The organism is Marinomonas vaga, from assembly GCF_055388305.1.
In genome coordinates this window covers 471,570-489,644 of the sequence record NZ_AP043903.1, presented here as the reverse complement: position 1 = coordinate 489,644, position 18,075 = coordinate 471,570, and the positions used below count along the sequence as shown (strand labels likewise).

Here is an 18,075-nt window from a genome sequence, read left to right as displayed (position 1 = left end):
AGTCTTAAACGAGTGAACACGTCAATTCGCTTTACGTTCTTTAATCTTAGGATTGAAGAATATAGTTAAAGTCAGATGTGATTTGTGAGTTTGAGCAAACTTTTTAAACTGAAGAGTTTGATCATGGCTCAGATTGAACGCTGGCGGCAGGCTTAACACATGCAAGTCGAGCGGAAACGATGATAGCTTGCTATCAGGCGTCGAGCGGCGGACGGGTGAGTAACGCGTAGGAATCTGCCTAGTAGTGGGGGACAACATGTGGAAACGCATGCTAATACCGCATACGCCCTACGGGGGAAAGGAGGGGATCTTCGGACCTTTCGCTATTAGATGAGCCTGCGTGAGATTAGCTAGTTGGTGGGGTAAAGGCTCACCAAGGCGACGATCTCTAGCTGGTCTGAGAGGATGATCAGCCACACTGGGACTGAGACACGGCCCAGACTCCTACGGGAGGCAGCAGTGGGGAATATTGGACAATGGGGGGAACCCTGATCCAGCCATGCCGCGTGTGTGAAGAAGGCCTTAGGGTTGTAAAGCACTTTCAGGAGTGAGGAAGGGTATGCCGTTAATACCGGTATATTTTGACGTTAACTCCAGAAGAAGCACCGGCTAACTCTGTGCCAGCAGCCGCGGTAATACAGAGGGTGCAAGCGTTAATCGGAATTACTGGGCGTAAAGCGCGCGTAGGTGGTTTGTTAAGTCGGATGTGAAATCCCAGGGCTCAACCTTGGAATTGCACCCGATACTGGCAGGCTAGAGTACGGTAGAGGGGTGTGGAATTTCCTGTGTAGCGGTGAAATGCGTAGATATAGGAAGGAACATCAGTGGCGAAGGCGACACCCTGGACCGATACTGACACTGAGGTGCGAAAGCGTGGGGAGCAAACAGGATTAGATACCCTGGTAGTCCACGCCGTAAACGATGTCTACTAGCCGTTGGGGATTTATTTCTTTAGTGGCGCAGCTAACGCGATAAGTAGACCGCCTGGGGAGTACGGCCGCAAGGTTAAAACTCAAATGAATTGACGGGGGCCCGCACAAGCGGTGGAGCATGTGGTTTAATTCGAAGCAACGCGAAGAACCTTACCTACTCTTGACATCCAGTGAACTTTCCAGAGATGGATTGGTGCCTTCGGGAACACTGAGACAGGTGCTGCATGGCTGTCGTCAGCTCGTGTTGTGAAATGTTGGGTTAAGTCCCGTAACGAGCGCAACCCTTATCCTTATTTGCCAGCACTTCGGGTGGGAACTCTAAGGAGACTGCCGGTGACAAACCGGAGGAAGGTGGGGACGACGTCAAGTCATCATGGCCCTTACGAGTAGGGCTACACACGTGCTACAATGGCGTATACAGAGGGCAGCGAACTTGCGAGAGTAAGCGAATCCCAAAAAGTACGTCGTAGTCCGGATTGGAGTCTGCAACTCGACTCCATGAAGTCGGAATCGCTAGTAATCGTGAATCAGAATGTCACGGTGAATACGTTCCCGGGCCTTGTACACACCGCCCGTCACACCATGGGAGTTGATTGCTCCAGAAGTAGCTAGCTTAACCTTCGGGATGGCGGTTACCACGGAGTGGTCAATGACTGGGGTGAAGTCGTAACAAGGTAGCCCTAGGGGAACCTGGGGCTGGATCACCTCCTTAAACGATATGAAGCTCTGGTGAGCGTTCACACAAATTATCTGATATCTGTAGTTTAGAGTGTTGTCGTCTGATTCAGATTTGAATTTGGATGCAGGCAGTTGTTTTGGGTCTGTAGCTCAGTTGGTTAGAGCGCACCCCTGATAAGGGTGAGGTCGGCCGTTCAAATCGGCCCAGACCCACCAAAACTCCCGTAACTTTGTTATTGAGATTTTGGTGGAACAACAATGAGATATGGGGCTATAGCTCAGCTGGGAGAGCGCCTGCTTTGCACGCAGGAGGTCTGCGGTTCGATCCCGCATAGCTCCACCACTTCCCAAGTGGTACATGACACAACACACAAAGCCTTAAGCAAGATGCTTGGACAGTCAATCGAGAGACAGTAAGTCTTATATCGATGTCGACTGAAACTTCCTAGTCTCTGACTTAGTGCTTTGCACTAAACTTGCTCTTTAACAATTTAGACTTTTTGAAATAGACGATAATCAAGCGTCAAACCGGTGGAATCCACTCTAACCCAGTGAGATTCTAAGATCGTAAATCCAGTGCTGAACAAAAGCAGCGTTGGTATGTAGTTCAAAGTAGCGACTAACTTAGGTTAGATAAAAAACTATTTTGGGTTATATGGTCAAGTGACCAAGCGTGCACGGTGGATGCCTTGGCAGTCAGAGGCGATGAAGGACGTGGTAATCTGCGAAAAGGTTCGGGGAGTTGATAAACAAGCTTTGATCCGAACATGTCCGAATGGGGAAACCCACCCGCTTGCGGGTATCGTTAAGTGAATACATAGCTTAACGAGGCGAACCCGGGGAACTGAAACATCTAAGTACCCGGAGGAAAAGAAATCAACCGAGATTCCCTTAGTAGCGGCGAGCGAACGGGGATTAGCCCTTAAGTTGATTTGGTGTTAGTAGAAGGCTCTGGAAAGTGCCGCCATAGTGGGTGATAGCCCCGTATACGAAAACGCCTTATCAATGAAATCGAGTAAGACGGGACACGTGTTATCCTGTTTGAATATGGGGGGACCATCCTCCAAGGCTAAATACTCCTGACTGACCGATAGTGAACCAGTACCGTGAGGGAAAGGCGAAAAGAACCCCAGTGAGGGGAGTGAAATAGAACCTGAAACCGTGTACGTACAAGCAGTGGGAGCCGACTTAGTTCGGTGACTGCGTACCTTTTGTATAATGGGTCAACGACTTAATGTTAGTAGCAAGCTTAACCGTTTAGGGGAGGCGTAGGGAAACCGAGTCTTAATAGGGCGTTCAGTTTCTAGCATTAGACCCGAAACCGGGCGATCTATCCATGAGCAGGTTGAAGGTTGGGTAACACTAACTGGAGGACCGAACCCACGTACGTTGAAAAGTCCGGGGATGACTTGTGGATTGGAGTGAAAGGCTAATCAAGCTCGGAGATAGCTGGTTCTCCTCGAAAGCTATTTAGGTAGCGCCTCGCGTATTGCCATTGGGGGTAGAGCACTGTTTGGGCTAGGGGGTCATCCCGACTTACCAACCCCATGCAAACTCCGAATACCAATGAGTATGAGCGCGGGAGACACACGGCGGGTGCTAACGTCCGTCGTGAAAAGGGAAACAACCCAGACCGTCAGCTAAGGTCCCAAAGTTACAGTTAAGTGGGAAACGATGTGGGAAGGCTTAGACAGCTAGGAGGTTGGCTTAGAAGCAGCCATCCTTTAAAGAAAGCGTAATAGCTCACTAGTCGAGTCGGCCTGCGCGGAAGATATAACGGGGCTCAAACTGTACACCGAAGCTACGGGTTTACACTTTAGTGTAAGCGGTAGAGGAGCGTTCTGTAAGCCGTTGAAGGTCAAGCTGTAAAGCAGGCTGGAGGTATCAGAAGTGCGAATGTTGACATGAGTAACGATAAAGGGAGTGAAAACCTCCCTCGCCGGAAGACCAAGGGTTCCTGTCCCATGCTAATCAGGGCAGGGTGAGTCGGCCCCTAAGGCGAGGCTGAAAAGCGTAGTCGATGGGAAACGGGTTAATATTCCCGTACCGATGTATATTGCGATGGAGAGACGGAGAAGGCTAGGCCAGCACGGCGATGGTTGTCCGTGTTTAAGATGGTAGGCTGAGTACTTAGGCAAATCCGGGTACTTAAGGCCGAGAGTTGATGACGAGCCCTCTTTTGGGTGAAGTGGTTGATGCCATGCTTCCAGGAAAAACTTCTAAGCTTCAGATATACATTGACCGTACCCCAAACCGACACAGGTGGTCAGGTAGAGAATACCAAGGCGCTTGAGAGAACTCGGGTGAAGGAACTAGGCAAAATGGCACCGTAACTTCGGGAGAAGGTGCGCCGGTTAGGGTGAAGGATTTACTCCGTAAGCTCTGATCGGTCGAAGATACCAGGTGGCTGCGACTGTTTATTAAAAACACAGCACTCTGCAAACACGAAAGTGGACGTATAGGGTGTGACGCCTGCCCGGTGCTTGAAGGTTAATTGATGGGGTTAGCGTAAGCGAAGCTCTTGATCGAAGCCCAAGTAAACGGCGGCCGTAACTATAACGGTCCTAAGGTAGCGAAATTCCTTGTCGGGTAAGTTCCGACCTGCACGAATGGCGTAACGATGGCCACACTGTCTCCACCCGAGACTCAGTGAAATTGAAATCGCAGTGAAGATGCTGTGTATCCGCGGCTAGACGGAAAGACCCCGTGAACCTTTACTATAGCTTCACAGTGAACTTTGAACCTACTTGTGTAGGATAGGTGGGAGGCTTTGAAGTGCAGACGCCAGTTTGCATGGAGCCAATCTTGAAATACCACCCTGGTATGTTTGAGGTTCTAACTCAGATCCGTTATCCGGATCGAGGACACTGTGTGGTGGGTAGTTTGACTGGGGCGGTCTCCTCCCAAAGAGTAACGGAGGAGCACGAAGGTGCGCTCAGCATGGTCGGAAATCATGCATAGAGTGTAAAGGCAAAAGCGCGCTTAACTGCGAGACAGACACGTCGAGCAGGTACGAAAGTAGGTCTTAGTGATCCGGTGGTTCTGTATGGAAGGGCCATCGCTCAACGGATAAAAGGTACTCCGGGGATAACAGGCTGATACCGCCCAAGAGTTCACATCGACGGCGGTGTTTGGCACCTCGATGTCGGCTCATCACATCCTGGGGCTGAAGCCGGTCCCAAGGGTATGGCTGTTCGCCATTTAAAGTGGTACGCGAGCTGGGTTTAGAACGTCGTGAGACAGTTCGGTCCCTATCTGCCGTGGACGTTTGAGATTTGAGAGGAGCTGCTCCTAGTACGAGAGGACCGGAGTGGACGAACCTCTGGTGTTCCGGTTGTCACGCCAGTGGCATTGCCGGGTAGCTACGTTCGGACGGGATAACCGCTGAAAGCATCTAAGCGGGAAGCCTCCCTCAAGATAAGATCTCACTGGTACTTTAAGTACCCTAAAGAGCCGTTCGAGACTAGGACGTTGATAGGTTGGGTGTGTAAGCGTTGTGAGGCGTTGAGCTAACCAATACTAATTGCTCGTGAGGCTTGACCATATAACACCAAAGTGGTTTTGCTAGCTCTGAAGAAAACAGAGCGAACTACAAAGAATTTACGATAAGCCGGTTTGATGGCTTGGTTATCGACTGTTTCAAAAAAGTCTAATTGTTGAAGACTCAAGTTAACGAACTTGCGTGTTTTGAACATCAACTCAAAACGAACGCATACCAGTTTGCTTGACGATCATAGAGGCGTTGAACCACCTGATCCCATCCCGAACTCAGAAGTGAAAAGCGCCATCGCCGATGGTAGTGTGGGAGATCCCATGTGAGAGTAGGTCGTCGTCAAGCTTCAAATACGAAGCCCTGATCAGAAATGGTCAGGGCTTTTTTAGATAGCATACTAGATTCTATGCTGTAGCAAATGAGCGGTTGAATAGAGTAAACCCTGTTTGTTCAAGCATGTACCAGTTTGCTTGACGATCATAGAGGCGTTGAACCACCTGATCCCATCCCGAACTCAGAAGTGAAAAGCGCCATCGCCGATGGTAGTGTGGGAGATCCCATGTGAGAGTAGGTCGTCGTCAAGCTTCAAATGAAAAGAACCCCGTCCTGCGAAGCAGGGCGGGGTTTTTTCGTTTTGAATCACGTCACCTGTCTGTCCACTACAATGGATCCATGTGATGACACCATGCTCCGTAGGAGCCAGTGGCAGACATCCGAAGGATGCCCGCAGGGGATGACGCGCAGCGTCAGATCATTGTAGGTCGTCGTCAAGCTTCAAATACGAAGTCCTGATCAGCGATGGTCAGGGCTTTTTTTGTGCTTGTTTAAAAAAGCGATTAACCCCATCCTAGCCTTCCCCTTAGAAAGGGGAAGGAACCTGAGACCTCAGTGCGTGAGTCCGCTTCTATAAAGGGGTCAGATCCCTTTACATACATTAGTCTCTAGTAGCCGCTAACAGGATTAGGATCTGACCCCTATGAGTACGATCCCCATCCTAGCCTTCCTTTTAAAAAAGGGGAGGGCACATTAAGTGGCTAGCATGCGCATTTTGTTCGTCATGCTTGGCATTTATCTGTCATGTCGCATGCTATTATCTTATGGATATCAATTACATCTATCTATTTAGTGCTGCGGAGTAATGAATGTCTCAACCCCATTGGCCTGTGCTTCTCTATCGGCGAATTGTTAAAACTCAAAATGATAATACGGATTCTAAGACCGCTAAGAATTTTTTGAAGCTTATTTTTGCTCAATTCCTAACGAACATCGGCGATGCTTTGGTCAATCCAAAAGTCACTTTACCCTGGCTGATGAACAGTGTTGGTGCGCCAACTTTTTTAATTGGTTGGTTGGTTCCCATTAGGGAGTCAGGTTCGCTATTGCCTCAGTTGTTTATTGCAAATGCTATCAAGCGGTTGAGTATTCGTAAGTGGGTGTGGGTGAGCGGCAGCTCGATTCAGGCATGTAGTTTATTAGGTATGGCGGCTGTGGCCGCGTTAGTTGAGGGCGCTCTTGCTGGTGTTTTGATTCTATTATTGCTGACGGTGTTCAGTTTTGCTCGGGGCTTGAATTCAGTTGCCAATAAAGATGTCTTGGGTAAGGCTATTCCTAAGGCACAGCGTGGACAGGTAACAGGTCTTTCCGCAAGTGCTGCTGGTTTAGTGACTGTTGGTATTGGGGGGTTGATGGCGGCTAGCTATGCCCTAGATTGGAATCAATCCGGTTACTTTGTCTGGGGGCTGGTGTTAGGGGCTGTTATGTGGCTGGTGGCTTCCCTTGTGTTTGCGAAGGTAGACGAGGATAAAGGGGAAACTGAGAATTCCGACTTGTCTGTGCTAGCTGTATTGAAGCAACTTTCTTTGCTTAAAACAGACAAGGCATTTAGGCGCTTTGTTATCACCCGTGCCATGTTTCTAGGAACCGCTCTGAGTGCCCCATATTATGTGTTGTTGGCGGAACAGAGTATTGGTAGCAGTATTTGGGTGTTAGCGCTGTTTATGGTGATCAGTGGCCTTGCTGGTTTGTTATCAGGCCCGTTTTGGGGAAGGTTTTCTGATGTTTCCAGCCGTAAGGTGTTGGTGTTTGCTTCTGCAATGGGGGGCGTTACTGGGGTGTTGCTTTGGGCTATTGGTTTTTGGCTGCCTGACCTGCTGGGAAGTATTTGGTTGTTACCGTTATTTTATTTTTTATTAACGGTATTTCATCAGGGCATTCGTGTGGGCCGTAAAACCTATTTAGTGGATATGGCGGAAGGTAATAAACGAACCAGTTATACCGCGGTAGGAAATACTGCGATTGGTATTTTGCTGTTGATACTCAGTACGCTTGGAATACTGAGTGAAGTGCTAAGTTTGCAGGCGCTTGTGGGAATTTATTCGTGCATTACGCTGGTAGGGGTTGTGTTTGCTCTACGCCTACCGGATGTGTCCCATTCTTAACTAGGTAATGGGACACTGCTACATTGTTTTACTTTGTTCAGGACAACGGTTGAGCTAGCGTCTCGAACACCTTCCATGTAGGCCAAATCTTCGCTTAGGAAATTAGCGAGGGCAGGTAAGTTTTGAGCAATCACTCTTAGCCAGTAGTCGCATTCGCCGGTGACTGAGTAGCACTCTAGGACTGTGTCCATTTGTTCGACTCGTTCTTGGAAATTTTTCCGTGCACGGGTATTACCTTTCTCAAGGGTTACTGTCACGAAAGCTGTTACTTGGTAACCGAGTTCTGCCGTATTGAGTTGGGTATTATAGGATTCGATTAACTTGCTTTGTTCTAAGCGTTGAAGCCGTCTAGAGCATTGAGAGGGTGATAAATTAACTTGTTCTGACAGGGCGACATTTGAAAGTCGAGCGTTAGCCTGTAGGGCTTGTAGCAGCTTCCAGTCGTAGCTGTCGAGTTCGAGTGTGTTCATTCAAGGTTCCTTGGAATTATCGCCCCAGCTTAATTGGTTATCGGAGATTAGCTGGCGTCTTTATAGTTATTATCCTAGGGAATTTTACATAATAAACAAGCACATTCTTTGCTTTATTTGCGAATACTTTGCAGATTTAGGTAGGAAAGTGAATGAAAAAAGGCTGCCCTAGGGCAGCCTTTTTCCTTATGCCTGAGACGGCAAATGTTGGCTTAGCCAAGCGAGCGCTTCGTCATAAGGCGCGGGCATTGTTTTAAGCTCTTTAAGGATGGTTTGTAGTTCTTCTAAATTGCCAGAACAGGCATTTAGATGGCCTACTTTTCGGCCAGGGCGTACTTCTTTTTTGTACCAATACAGCTCTAGGCCTTTGATCGCTAACCAGTTGTAATCCACGTCTACACCAATTAGGTTCACCATCATGCTTTGGTTCTTAATTTCGGCAGGGGCTAAGGGCAGTCCTGCTACAGCACGGATGTGATTTTCAAATTGGTCGACACTTGCTCCCGCTTGTGTCCAGTGGCCACTGTTATGAACCCGAGGGGCTAATTCATTGATCAATAGGTCGTCGCCACAACGGAAACATTCCATGGCCATGACACCAACGTAATCTAGGGCATCCATCAGCTTTCCGAGCATGGCTTCTGCTTTAGGCTGAAGGTGCTCAAGGCGCTGTAACGGGGAAATGGACGCGTACAAGATGCCATTGATGTGAAGGTTCAGAGTCAATGGGTAAAAGTACTTTTCGCCATTTTTACCGCGTACGCCGACAACGGATACTTCTTCGTCGAAGTTGATGGCTTGCTCAGCAATGGCGAAGCCTTTCCAGTCATCTGGAATTTCTGTGGCTTCAGCTTGTTTGAGCCAATATTGGCCCTTGCCATCGTAACCACCTCTGCGGCGTTTCATTAGGACGCGCTCGCCCAATGTTTCATAGGCTTTCGTGGCAGTAGAATCGGCTTCGACAGGGAACCAAGGGGCTGTTGCAAGCTCTAGTTTGTCGATCCATTGCTTTTGCGTCAATCGATCAGCCAGCTGAGGAAAAGTGTTGAGGTTTACAAAATTAGGGTGCGCTGCCAGCTGTTTTGTAGCGGCAGTTTCAGGCCAGTCTTCCCGCTCTGCGGTAACAATGTCGTCCGCCTGAAGGGGTAGGACTTCGTCTGTTTCAATGTCGACTGGCTTTACATCTAAGCCAAGCGGGTTAGCTGCTTGTTTTAGCATAGCGCCCAGTTGGCCTGCGCCAAGTACCCAAATAGAAGACATGAGTTACTCCTCTCGTGGATCTGGGTTAGCCAATACAGTGTCCGTTTGTTCGTCACGGAAGGCGTCAATACGCTGTGCTAGGGCTTCGTCTTCATTTGCTAAGATTTGGCAAGCGAGTAGGCCTGCATTGAAGGCACCTGCTGTACCAATGGCTAGGGTGCCTACTGCCACGCCTTTTGGCATTTGTGCAATAGACAGCAAGCTGTCCATGCCGTTTAGGGCTTTACTTTGAACCGGAACACCCAACACAGGTAAACGTGTGTGTGCTGCCACCATGCCTGGTAAGTGAGCTGCACCCCCAGCACCGCCAATGATGACCTTAAAACCGCGCTCTACGGCGCTTTCTGAAAATTCTGCTAGCTTAACGGGTGTGCGATGTGCAGAGACCACTTCTACATGGTAGGCAACGCCTAGTTTGTCCATGATTTCCGCGGCGGCTTCCATGGTTGCCCAGTCACTTTTTGATCCCATAATAAGGGCTACTTTCGCTTGCAAAATCGTTCTCCTGCGCTGTGCTCCAACGGGTATGAGGGGGAAGTGTCGGAGTAGTGGTACAAATCAGAGGAGGAGCTGTGCTCAACTCCAGCAAATAGGGGCGATAATATAGCCGATTTTCGTCGAAATCGCGAGCTGAGGACGGCTTATAAACGACTTTTTATTGCTTAGAAGTTAGGTGCTCTAAATAAAGAAGGCGAGTTAAAGTCTCGCCTTGAGGTAGGTTTCGTAATCTGGAATTTGCTTCTCAAACGGCGCATCGAACAAAGGCGAGCTGATTAAGAAGTTTGCAGAGGAGACGCTACAAGCAATTGGAATATTCCAAACCGCTGCGACTCGAAGCAAGGCTTTGATATCTGGGTCATGGGGCATGGGCTCAAAAGGATCCCAAAAGAAAATCAGGATGTCGATCTTGCCTTCTGCAATCAGACCACCAAGCTGTTGATCGCCTCCCAATGGGCCGCTGATTAGGGCATCCACAGGAACACCAAGCTGCTTCTGTAATAAATTACCGGTTGTGCCAGTGGCCATGAGTTTATGCTTAATCAGCTTTTCTTTATGCTGAACGGCCCAAGTGGTGAGCTCGGGCTTCATATTATCATGAGCCACCAAAGCAACGCGTTTCTGCGCTGCTGTGGTAACGGTCTTCTTTTCCATTAGGCGACTTCGCCTACTTTAACAACTTTGATCATGTTAGTTGTGCCATGGGATACCAAGTGGTCGCCTTTTGTCACAATAACTAGATCACCCTCTTTTACGTAGCCTAAGGATTTCACCTTGTTCACCAAGCCCGCGATGATGGTATCTACGTTGAATTCTTGTGAAGAGAAGGCAACAGGAGTAACACCACGGTAAAGGGCGGTTTTGTTAAGCGTTTCTTGGTTTGGCGATAACGCAAAGATTGGCAGACCTGATGAAATGCGAGACAGCAACAAAGGTGTTGTACCAGAAGCCGTCAGACTGATGATCGCACGCACACCTTCTAGGTGGTTAGCTGCATACATAGCAGACATAGCAATGGTTTCAGAGATGGACGTAAAGGTCACATCTAAGCGGTGCTTAGAGCGCATAACAGAAGGCTGCTTTTCTGCTCCTAAGCAGACGCGGTTCATCGTTTTAACCACTTCTTCTGGGTAGTCGCCTGCTGCTGTTTCCGCCGATAGCATCACCGCATCAGTGCCGTCTAATACCGCGTTTGCTACGTCGAATACTTCTGCACGTGTTGGCATGGCTTGAGTGATCATAGTTTCCATCATTTGAGTGGCAGTGATCACTGGACGGTTCAACTGTCGGCAGCGTTTGATCATGTGTTTTTGAACGCCGATCAATTCCGCATCACCGATTTCAACACCAAGGTCACCACGGGCAACCATCACAGCGTCAGAAGCTTTGATGATGGAATCTAGGGTTTCGTCGTCCGCAACGGCTTCAGCGCGCTCCACTTTAGAAACGATGCCAGTTTCTAGGCCAGCAGCCAGAGCAAGGGCGCGAGCTTCTTCTAGATCCGCAGCGCTACGTGGGAAAGATACCGCTAAGTAGTCCGCTTTAAGTGCTGCGGCAGTTTTGATGTCTTCTTTATCTTTGTCTGTCAGAGCAGCGGCAGATAAGCCACCACCTTGGCGGTTGATGCCTTTGTTGTTAGACAAGGCGCCACCCACGATGACTTTAGTGATAACTTCAGTGCCTTTTACTTCAAGTACTTCAAGTACTACTCGGCCATCGTCTAGCAATAATACGTTGCCAGGAGAAGAATCCTCAGCAAGTTGAGGGTAGTCGATACCGACTCGAGTTTCGTCGCCCGCATTTTTGTCAAAGCCAACGTCTAGAATGAAGGTTGCCCCTTGTTCTAGATGGATTTTTGTTTCTTTGAAGCGGGCGATACGGATTTTAGGGCCTTGAAGGTCTCCTAGAATGGCAACATGACGGTTGTTTTTCGCAGCCATCTCGCGAACGATCTTTGCTCGGTTGATATGGTCTTCCGGCTGTCCGTGAGAGAAGTTCAAGCGGAATACGTTAGCGCCTGCAAGGATAAGTTTCTCAATCATTTCTGGAGAGCTAGAAGCTGGGCCTAATGTAGCAACGATTTTTGTTCTGCGAGTCATATTCATTCCAAGAAAATTTATAAAGCGTGTGGGAGTAGTATAAGAGACGAAAAAGGCTGCGTCAGCAGCCTTTTTAAAAACGCCTTATTTAGCGTTCATCAATGCGATGGTGTTATCTAACATTCGGTTAGAGAAGCCCCACTCGTTGTCATACCAAGACATCACTTTAACAAGTTTGCCCTGAACGCGTGTTTGAGTCGCGTCAAAGTTAGATGTAAATGTGCTGTGGTTGAAGTCCATAGACACCAATGGCTCATTGTTAACGCACAATACTTGAGCTAGAACTGGGTCCGCTGCGATGGCGTCGGCAATGATTTGGTTAACTTCTTCTACTGTGGTTTCACGAGGAGCTTGGAACGTCAGGTCAACCAAGGAAACGTTGATCGTCGGTACACGAACCGCCATGCCGTCAAATTTACCTGCCAATTCTGGAACCACTAAGCCAACGGCTGCCGCAGCACCTGTTTTAGTTGGGATCATGTTCATCGCTGCTGCACGGGCGCGGTATAGATCAGAGTGGTATACGTCTGAAAGACGCTGGTCATTCGTGTAAGCGTGGATAGTAGTCATCAAGCCACTTTCGATGCCTAGCTTGTCGTTCAAAGGCTTAGCGATTGGTGCAAGACAGTTAGTTGTACAAGATGCGTTAGAGATAACCGTCATATCAGAAGTTAAAACGTCTTGGTTAACACCGTATACGACGGTTGCATCGACTTCTTTACCCGGTGCAGAAATGATGACTTTCTTCGCGCCGGCAGAGATATGAGCACCTGCTGTTTCTTTAGTTGTAAAGAAGCCAGTACATTCGTAAACAACGTCAACACCAAGATCCGCCCAAGGAAGTTTCGCTGGATCACGTTCAGAGAAAGTAAGAATCTTATCTTGGTTGATGTACAGAGCTTCGGCATCAAATGTCACATCGGCATTGAAACGCCCGTGAACTGTGTCATATTTAGTTAAGTGAGCATTGATTTTGGAATCGCCAAGATCGTTAATGGCAACAACTTGGATTTGGTCGCGTTTGCCAGACTCGTAAAGCGCTCGAAGAACGTTACGTCCGATACGTCCATAACCGTTGATAGCTACCTTAATCGTCATATCTCACTCCTAGAATAATTGAAGAATATATCTATCCTAAAGTTAGTGTAGGACAGATTTATTTAGATGTTATTGTAAAAATACTACAAAAATTAAAAATTACTTCCTAGAAAAAGACTTGGATCAACAGATTCAATCGAATCAACTTGTAAGAAGTCTCCAGAGTCTTTGTCCTTTAGCTTGCTAGTCGTCCTATTCTAACCAAAAAAAAGACCGTTGCTACAGTTTTTGGTAAATTAATTACACAAAAGGGCTTATAAAGTCATATTTAGGCTTGTTTGTCCCGATTAAATTATTAAAATGTAGTAAAATTACATAAATTAGATTTTTCAGGCTGTGCCAGCATGCCTGTACGGAGAGGAAGAATGAACCCTATCGTGGAAAAAGTCACACAGGCCATTATTGAGCGTAGTAAGCCACTGCGTACTCAATATCTCGCAGATATGCAGCAGGCTGAGTTGAAAGGTCCACACCGAGGGACGCTGTCTTGCGGTAACTTGGCCCACGGCTTTGCAGCATGTCAGCCACAGGAAAAGCAAAAGCTTAAGTTACTCGATGAAGCGAACATTGCCATCGTATCCTCTTACAACGATATGTTGTCTGCTCATAAACCTTACGAAGATTACCCAAACATTATTCGTAAAGCCGTAGCTGAAATGGGCTCCATTGCTCAGTTCGCTGGTGGTGTGCCGGCTATGTGTGATGGGGTCACTCAAGGTCAAGACGGCATGGAGCTTTCTCTTTTTAGCCGCGACAATATTGCACAAGGGGCAGCCATTGCCTTGTCCCACAATATGTTTGATGCGGCCTTGTTCTTAGGCATTTGTGACAAAATCATTCCAGGTTTGTTGATTGCGGCGTTACGCTTTGGTCATCTGCCATGTCTATTTGTACCTGCTGGTCCGATGCCTACAGGTATTACCAACGCCCAAAAAGCCGCAGTTCGTCAACGCTTTGCGAAAGGTGAAGCGACCCGCGATGAGTTACTGGAAGCTGAGTCCGCTGCTTACCACAGTGCGGGTACGTGTACCTTCTATGGTACTGCGAATTCCAACCAGCTATTGGTAGAAATTATGGGCTTGCAGTTGCCGGGCTCTTCTTTTGTGAACCCTGATTCGCCACTACGTGAAGCTCTGACGCGTCATACCGCTCAGTTGGCCACGAAAACAACCGCATTAGGCAAAGAGTTCCGCCCGATTTACCAAGTGATCGATGAGCGCTCTATTGTGAATGCCATCGTTGGTTTGTTGGCAACCGGTGGCTCGACTAACCACACCATGCACATCGTGGCCTTTGCCCGTGCTGCTGGCATCATTATTAACTGGGATGACTTTGCCGAGCTCTCTAAAGTGGTGCCATTGATGACTCGCATTTACCCGAATGGCCAAGCGGATATTAACCACTTCCAAGCGGCCGGTGGTATGGCATTCCTAATCGAGCAATTGCTAAAAGGTGGTTTGCTTCACGAAGACGTCAATACAATCGCTGGTAAAGGCTTGAAGCTATACACGAAAGAGCCGTTCTTGGATGGGGACAAAGTGGTTTGGCGTGACGGGGTGAGCAAGAGCCTAGATGAAGCGGTGGTGCGCCCAATCGAAAACCCATTCAGTAAAGAAGGTGGTTTGTCACTATTAAAAGGCAACCTAGGTCGCGCTGTGATTAAGGTGTCTGCGGTGAAAGAAGAGAACCGCATTATTGAAGCCCCTGCCGTGGTTTTCCATGATCAAAATGATTTAGCCAATGCCATTGCCAGTGGTGAGCTTAAGCGTGATTGTGTGGCAGTAGTTCGTTTCCAAGGGCCAAAAGCGTTAGGTATGCCAGAGTTGCATAAATTAACGCCTTACTTAGGTAACTTGCAGGATCAAGGCTATAAAGTGGCGTTAGTCACCGACGGGCGTATGTCCGGTGCATCCGGTAAAGTGCCAGCAGCCATTCATTTGACGCCTGAAGCATTGGCTGGTGGTTTGATTGCTAAGATTCAAGACGGTGATTTGGTTCGCCTAGATGCTGTGGAAGGCACACTTTCTGTTTTGGTAAGTGAAGCAGAGCTGGCTAAGCGTGATGCGGCAGAATGTGATTTGACGCGTTCTCATCAGGGTATGGGGCGTGAGCTGTTCAGTGGGCAACGTATGTTGGTGAACGGTGCAGAGCAAGGTGCTTGCAGCTTGTTTAACGATTAAGATTTCTCTGACTACTAACGTTTGTTAGTAATGGTGTTTAGGCCTCCTTCGGGAGGCCTTTTTTTTGCTTTTAAAAGCTAAGGCAAGTAAAAACTAAAGCAATAAAAAAGCCGAGCCCCAAATAAGGCTCGGCTTTTTAGTGTTAGCAGCGGGTGTTAATCAAGAGTCTTTAGCTTACCTTCGTAGGCATCAAAGGACTCTGCCACCTTCTTATCAGGAGCGCCAGTCATGATGCTGACGATGATGATTGCCAAGGTAGATAGGATGAATCCAGGAACAATCTCGTATAGATCAAAGATGCCACCTGAGATTTGCTTCCAAACGACGATGGTGACACCACCGACAATGATACCCGCTAAGGCACCGTTACGATTCATGTTACGCCAGAATAGGCTCAAGATGATCGCAGGTCCAAATGCCGCACCAAAGCCAGCCCAAGCATAGGATACCAATCCAAGTACTGAACTCTCTGGATTAAACGCTAGGACCAAAGCAATGATCGACAAGGCTACTACGCCTAAACGTCCCACATTGACGATTTGCTTTTGGGTTGCATTCGGATTTAGCCAAGTTTTGTAGAAATCTTCCGCTAAAGCCGAAGAAGACACCAATAATTGGGAATCTGCCGTACTCATGATAGCAGCCAGGATAGCCGCCAAAAGAATGCCTGCAACCACTGGGTTAAAGACAGCATTAACCAAAATCATAAAGATTTTTTCGCCATCATCCAGTGCGCCACCCATATGGTTGTCCACATAAACAATGCCCACCATACCAATCAGTAGGGCGCCAATCATTGAGATGGCTGTCCAACCTACGGCGATGCGACGTGCTGTGGCGATGTCTTTATTGGAGCGAGAGGCTTTAAAACGAGCCAAAATGTGTGGTTGGCCAAAGTAACCAAGTCCCCAAGCGACTAATGAGATGATACCGATGGCACTCAGTGGCTCACCATTAATATCGCGCCAAAGGGTTAGCAGCTCTGGGTTCTTATCCGCTAAGGTTGCTGGCAGTGTTGACCAGTCACCTTCCATAATGGCAAAAGGAACGATCGCCAAAGCGGCACACATAAGTAGTCCTTGAACTAAGTCGGTCCAAGAGACCGCTAAGAAACCACCGAATAACGTGTAAGACACCACACAAACGGTGCCGATCACGACTGCCCAACGGTAATCTAGGCCAAAAACGGTTTCGAATAACTTACCACCGGCCACCAAACCTGAGCTGGTGTAAAACAGGAAGAACAGCAAAATAAAGAAAGCTGAAATCGTTTGAATCAACTTGGATTTATCTTGGAAGCGAGTGGAAAGGTATTCGGGAAGCGTCAAAGCATGGGTTTCAACACTGTAAGTACGCAGGCGTTTAGCGCAGATTAGCCAGTTCAAGTAGGTTCCTGCAAGCAAACCACCTGCTAACCAGATAGATTCCATACCCGCCGCAAAAGCATAGCCTGGAAGTCCTAAAAGCAACCAACCACTCATGTCGGATGCACCGGCAGACAAGGCTGTAGGCCAAGGTCCTAGAGAACGGCCTCCTAGGAAATAGTCTTCTGAGTTGGAAGTGCGTTTGTATGCGTATAGCCCTATTCCAAGCATGACAATTAAGTATGCAAGGAAGGTAAAGCTTATTGCTAAGCTGTTTTCAATCATTGTAGTCCCCATGATTTAATTTTATGGCGAAGCCTAAAGAGCGTAATCCTGTCTCTGCTTCAATATAGTTGAAACAATAAAAGACAGTTAAAAGCACGACTGATGGCTTCAAATGTTATTGCTAATTTTCATGACGAAAGTAGGTTGGGTCCCTCAAATTTAACGCTGATGCATGCTAGGCAGTGGGCGTTACGCAACCTAACCGGCGATTTTATGGGGTGTCTTGGGATTAATCTTTCACGATTCTATGAAAAACTTATAAAAAGGTCTGGAATTGAGCGAGGGGAGGGGGATGTCTGAAAGAAACCTACAACACCGAGCTGTGTTGTAGGTGTAATATCAGTCTGCCTTGGGTAGGCGAGTGTCTTGTACGCTTAGTTTAAGCTTACGCAAATGTTCATTGAATTCTGGACCGCGTTTTAGCAAAACACCAGTGGCGAGAGCATCCACCAATGTCAGATACACGATACGGGAACTCATTGGCGTATAAATATCTGTGTCTTCTGTTTCTTCAATTGGCAGCACAATAGAGCAATGCTCAGTGAGTGGAGAACCCGGGTTGGTAATGCCAATGACTGTAGCGCCTGCTTCACGGGCCACACGAGCCGTTTCGATCAAAGGTAAGGTACGTCCAGATAAGGAAATAACCACGACCGCATCACCTGGGTGCGTCCCCGCTGCCGCCATACGTTGTACCAAGATATCCGTGTAAGCCACCACAGGCATATTTAGACGGAAGAATTTATGGTGGGCATCTTTTGCCACAGGGCCGGAGGCACCAAGTCCATAAAATTCAATGCGTCTTGCTTGGGCTAAAACATCTACGGTGCGGCTAATAAGCGTCTCAGGTAGGAGCTCTTGGGCACGGGTTAGGTTGTTCTTAGCGGCTTCAAAAATTTTGTTTGTGATGGCGCCCGCAGCGTCATCTGGCTCTACGTTCAGGTTAACGTAAGGTGTACCTTTCGCGAGACTTTGTGCCAGTGCGACTTTGAAGTCGGGGAAGCCACTGCCGATTAAGCTACGACAAAAGCGGTTGACCGTTGGTTCACTGACTTCTGCTCGAGCTGCTAGCTTGGCAATGCTGGAATGAATGGTGGTTTTCGGATCAGCTAGGATTGCTTCCGCCACTTTTCGCTCGGATTTGCTGAGCGTGGTTAACTTCTCTTGGATTCTGCGAATAATATCTTCGTGCTTATTCATCTATTTGGCTTCAACAGTATTATATTGACTCGAAAGGCTTTCAAAGACATTCTGACAGCGGTTTACCCCTCTGGCAATAA

The 18,075-nt window shown here is 48.0% G+C and carries 10 protein-coding genes, 2 tRNA genes and 4 rRNA genes; 8 read left to right on the top strand and 8 right to left on the bottom strand.

Annotation, left to right across the window (positions count from 1 at the left end; all coding sequences use genetic code 11):
• Positions 1 to 105 precede the first annotated feature (105 nt).
• The 7 genes from ACZ5DR_RS02210 to ACZ5DR_RS02180 all read left to right on the top strand — a co-directional run bounded on the left by ACZ5DR_RS02210 (position 106) and on the right by ACZ5DR_RS02180 (position 7,541).
• A 16S ribosomal RNA gene (locus ACZ5DR_RS02210) occupies positions 106 to 1,644 on the top strand.
• A 105-nt stretch (positions 1,645 to 1,749) separates the two neighbouring features.
• Positions 1,750 to 1,826 (top strand) — tRNA-Ile (locus tag ACZ5DR_RS02205).
• A gap of 51 nt (positions 1,827 to 1,877) precedes the next feature.
• A tRNA-Ala gene (locus ACZ5DR_RS02200) sits at positions 1,878 to 1,953 on the top strand.
• A 314-nt stretch (positions 1,954 to 2,267) separates the two neighbouring features.
• Positions 2,268 to 5,154: ribosomal RNA gene (locus ACZ5DR_RS02195) — 23S ribosomal RNA — on the top strand.
• 179 nt (positions 5,155 to 5,333) lie between these two features.
• Positions 5,334 to 5,448: ribosomal RNA gene (rrf, locus tag ACZ5DR_RS02190) — 5S ribosomal RNA — on the top strand.
• Positions 5,449 to 5,572: 124 nt separating this feature from the next.
• Positions 5,573 to 5,687 (top strand): 5S ribosomal RNA (gene rrf / locus ACZ5DR_RS02185).
• Together the 16S, 23S and 5S rRNA genes with 2 tRNA genes alongside form the textbook arrangement of a ribosomal RNA operon.
• A 558-nt stretch (positions 5,688 to 6,245) precedes the next feature.
• On the top strand, positions 6,246 to 7,541 hold the full coding sequence (locus ACZ5DR_RS02180; protein WP_377364320.1) for an MFS transporter: 1,296 nt from the start codon (positions 6,246 to 6,248) through the stop codon (positions 7,539 to 7,541).
• Here the strand turns inward: ACZ5DR_RS02180 and ACZ5DR_RS02175 are convergent.
• From ACZ5DR_RS02175 to gap, 6 genes are all read right to left on the bottom strand, one after another.
• Complete coding sequence (locus ACZ5DR_RS02175) at positions 7,538 to 8,011, bottom strand: Lrp/AsnC family transcriptional regulator (RefSeq protein ID WP_377364322.1); 474 nt, start codon at positions 8,009 to 8,011, stop codon at positions 7,538 to 7,540. The genes ACZ5DR_RS02180 and ACZ5DR_RS02175 overlap by 4 nt on opposite strands.
• Before the next feature lie 186 nt (positions 8,012 to 8,197).
• Complete coding sequence (purK, locus tag ACZ5DR_RS02170; protein ID WP_377364324.1) at positions 8,198 to 9,271, bottom strand: 5-(carboxyamino)imidazole ribonucleotide synthase; 1,074 nt, start codon at positions 9,269 to 9,271, stop codon at positions 8,198 to 8,200.
• A 3-nt stretch (positions 9,272 to 9,274) separates the two neighbouring features.
• Positions 9,275 to 9,766 (bottom strand): 5-(carboxyamino)imidazole ribonucleotide mutase, encoded by a 492-nt coding sequence (gene purE, locus ACZ5DR_RS02165; protein WP_377364326.1) that lies wholly within the window; start codon positions 9,764 to 9,766, stop codon positions 9,275 to 9,277.
• 201 nt (positions 9,767 to 9,967) lie between these two features.
• Positions 9,968 to 10,423 carry a methylglyoxal synthase gene (locus tag ACZ5DR_RS02160; RefSeq protein WP_377364328.1) on the bottom strand — a complete coding sequence of 152 codons (456 nt, stop codon included), beginning with the start codon at positions 10,421 to 10,423 and terminating at the stop codon, positions 9,968 to 9,970.
• On the bottom strand, positions 10,423 to 11,868 hold the full coding sequence (gene pyk / locus ACZ5DR_RS02155) for a pyruvate kinase (protein WP_377364330.1): 1,446 nt from the start codon (positions 11,866 to 11,868) through the stop codon (positions 10,423 to 10,425). Before pyk ends, ACZ5DR_RS02160 begins: the two co-directional genes overlap by 1 nt.
• An 84-nt stretch (positions 11,869 to 11,952) precedes the next feature.
• Positions 11,953 to 12,966 (bottom strand): type I glyceraldehyde-3-phosphate dehydrogenase, encoded by a 1,014-nt coding sequence (gene gap / locus ACZ5DR_RS02150; RefSeq protein ID WP_377364332.1) that lies wholly within the window; start codon positions 12,964 to 12,966, stop codon positions 11,953 to 11,955.
• 365 nt (positions 12,967 to 13,331) lie between these two features.
• On the opposite strand from gap, the gene edd reads away from it, so the two are divergent.
• On the top strand, positions 13,332 to 15,146 hold the full coding sequence (gene edd / locus ACZ5DR_RS02145; RefSeq protein ID WP_377364334.1) for a phosphogluconate dehydratase: 1,815 nt from the start codon (positions 13,332 to 13,334) through the stop codon (positions 15,144 to 15,146).
• A gap of 155 nt (positions 15,147 to 15,301) precedes the next feature.
• Here the strand turns inward: edd and putP are convergent, their stop codons facing one another.
• Both putP and hexR read right to left on the bottom strand, forming a co-directional pair.
• A complete protein-coding gene (gene putP / locus ACZ5DR_RS02140; protein ID WP_377364336.1) occupies positions 15,302 to 16,795 on the bottom strand; it encodes a sodium/proline symporter PutP in 1,494 nt (497 codons plus the stop codon).
• A 339-nt stretch (positions 16,796 to 17,134) separates the two neighbouring features.
• A complete protein-coding gene (gene hexR, locus ACZ5DR_RS02135) occupies positions 17,135 to 17,995 on the bottom strand; it encodes a transcriptional regulator HexR (protein ID WP_377364338.1) in 861 nt (286 codons plus the stop codon).
• Positions 17,996 to 18,075: the final 80 nt, after the last annotated feature.

Coding starts and splice junctions, on each gene's coding strand:
- ACZ5DR_RS02180 (WP_377364320.1), top strand. CDS start 6,246: ATGTCTCAACCCCATTGGCCTGTGCTTCTCTATCGGCGAATTGTTAAA.
- ACZ5DR_RS02175 (WP_377364322.1), bottom strand. CDS start 8,011: ATGAACACACTCGAACTCGACAGCTACGACTGGAAGCTGCTACAAGCC.
- purK (WP_377364324.1), bottom strand. CDS start 9,271: ATGTCTTCTATTTGGGTACTTGGCGCAGGCCAACTGGGCGCTATGCTA.
- ACZ5DR_RS02160 (WP_377364328.1), bottom strand. CDS start 10,423: ATGGAAAAGAAGACCGTTACCACAGCAGCGCAGAAACGCGTTGCTTTG.
- pyk (WP_377364330.1), bottom strand. CDS start 11,868: ATGACTCGCAGAACAAAAATCGTTGCTACATTAGGCCCAGCTTCTAGC.
- gap (WP_377364332.1), bottom strand. CDS start 12,966: ATGACGATTAAGGTAGCTATCAACGGTTATGGACGTATCGGACGTAAC.
- edd (WP_377364334.1), top strand. CDS start 13,332: ATGAACCCTATCGTGGAAAAAGTCACACAGGCCATTATTGAGCGTAGT.
- putP (WP_377364336.1), bottom strand. CDS start 16,795: ATGATTGAAAACAGCTTAGCAATAAGCTTTACCTTCCTTGCATACTTA.
- hexR (WP_377364338.1), bottom strand. CDS start 17,995: ATGAATAAGCACGAAGATATTATTCGCAGAATCCAAGAGAAGTTAACC.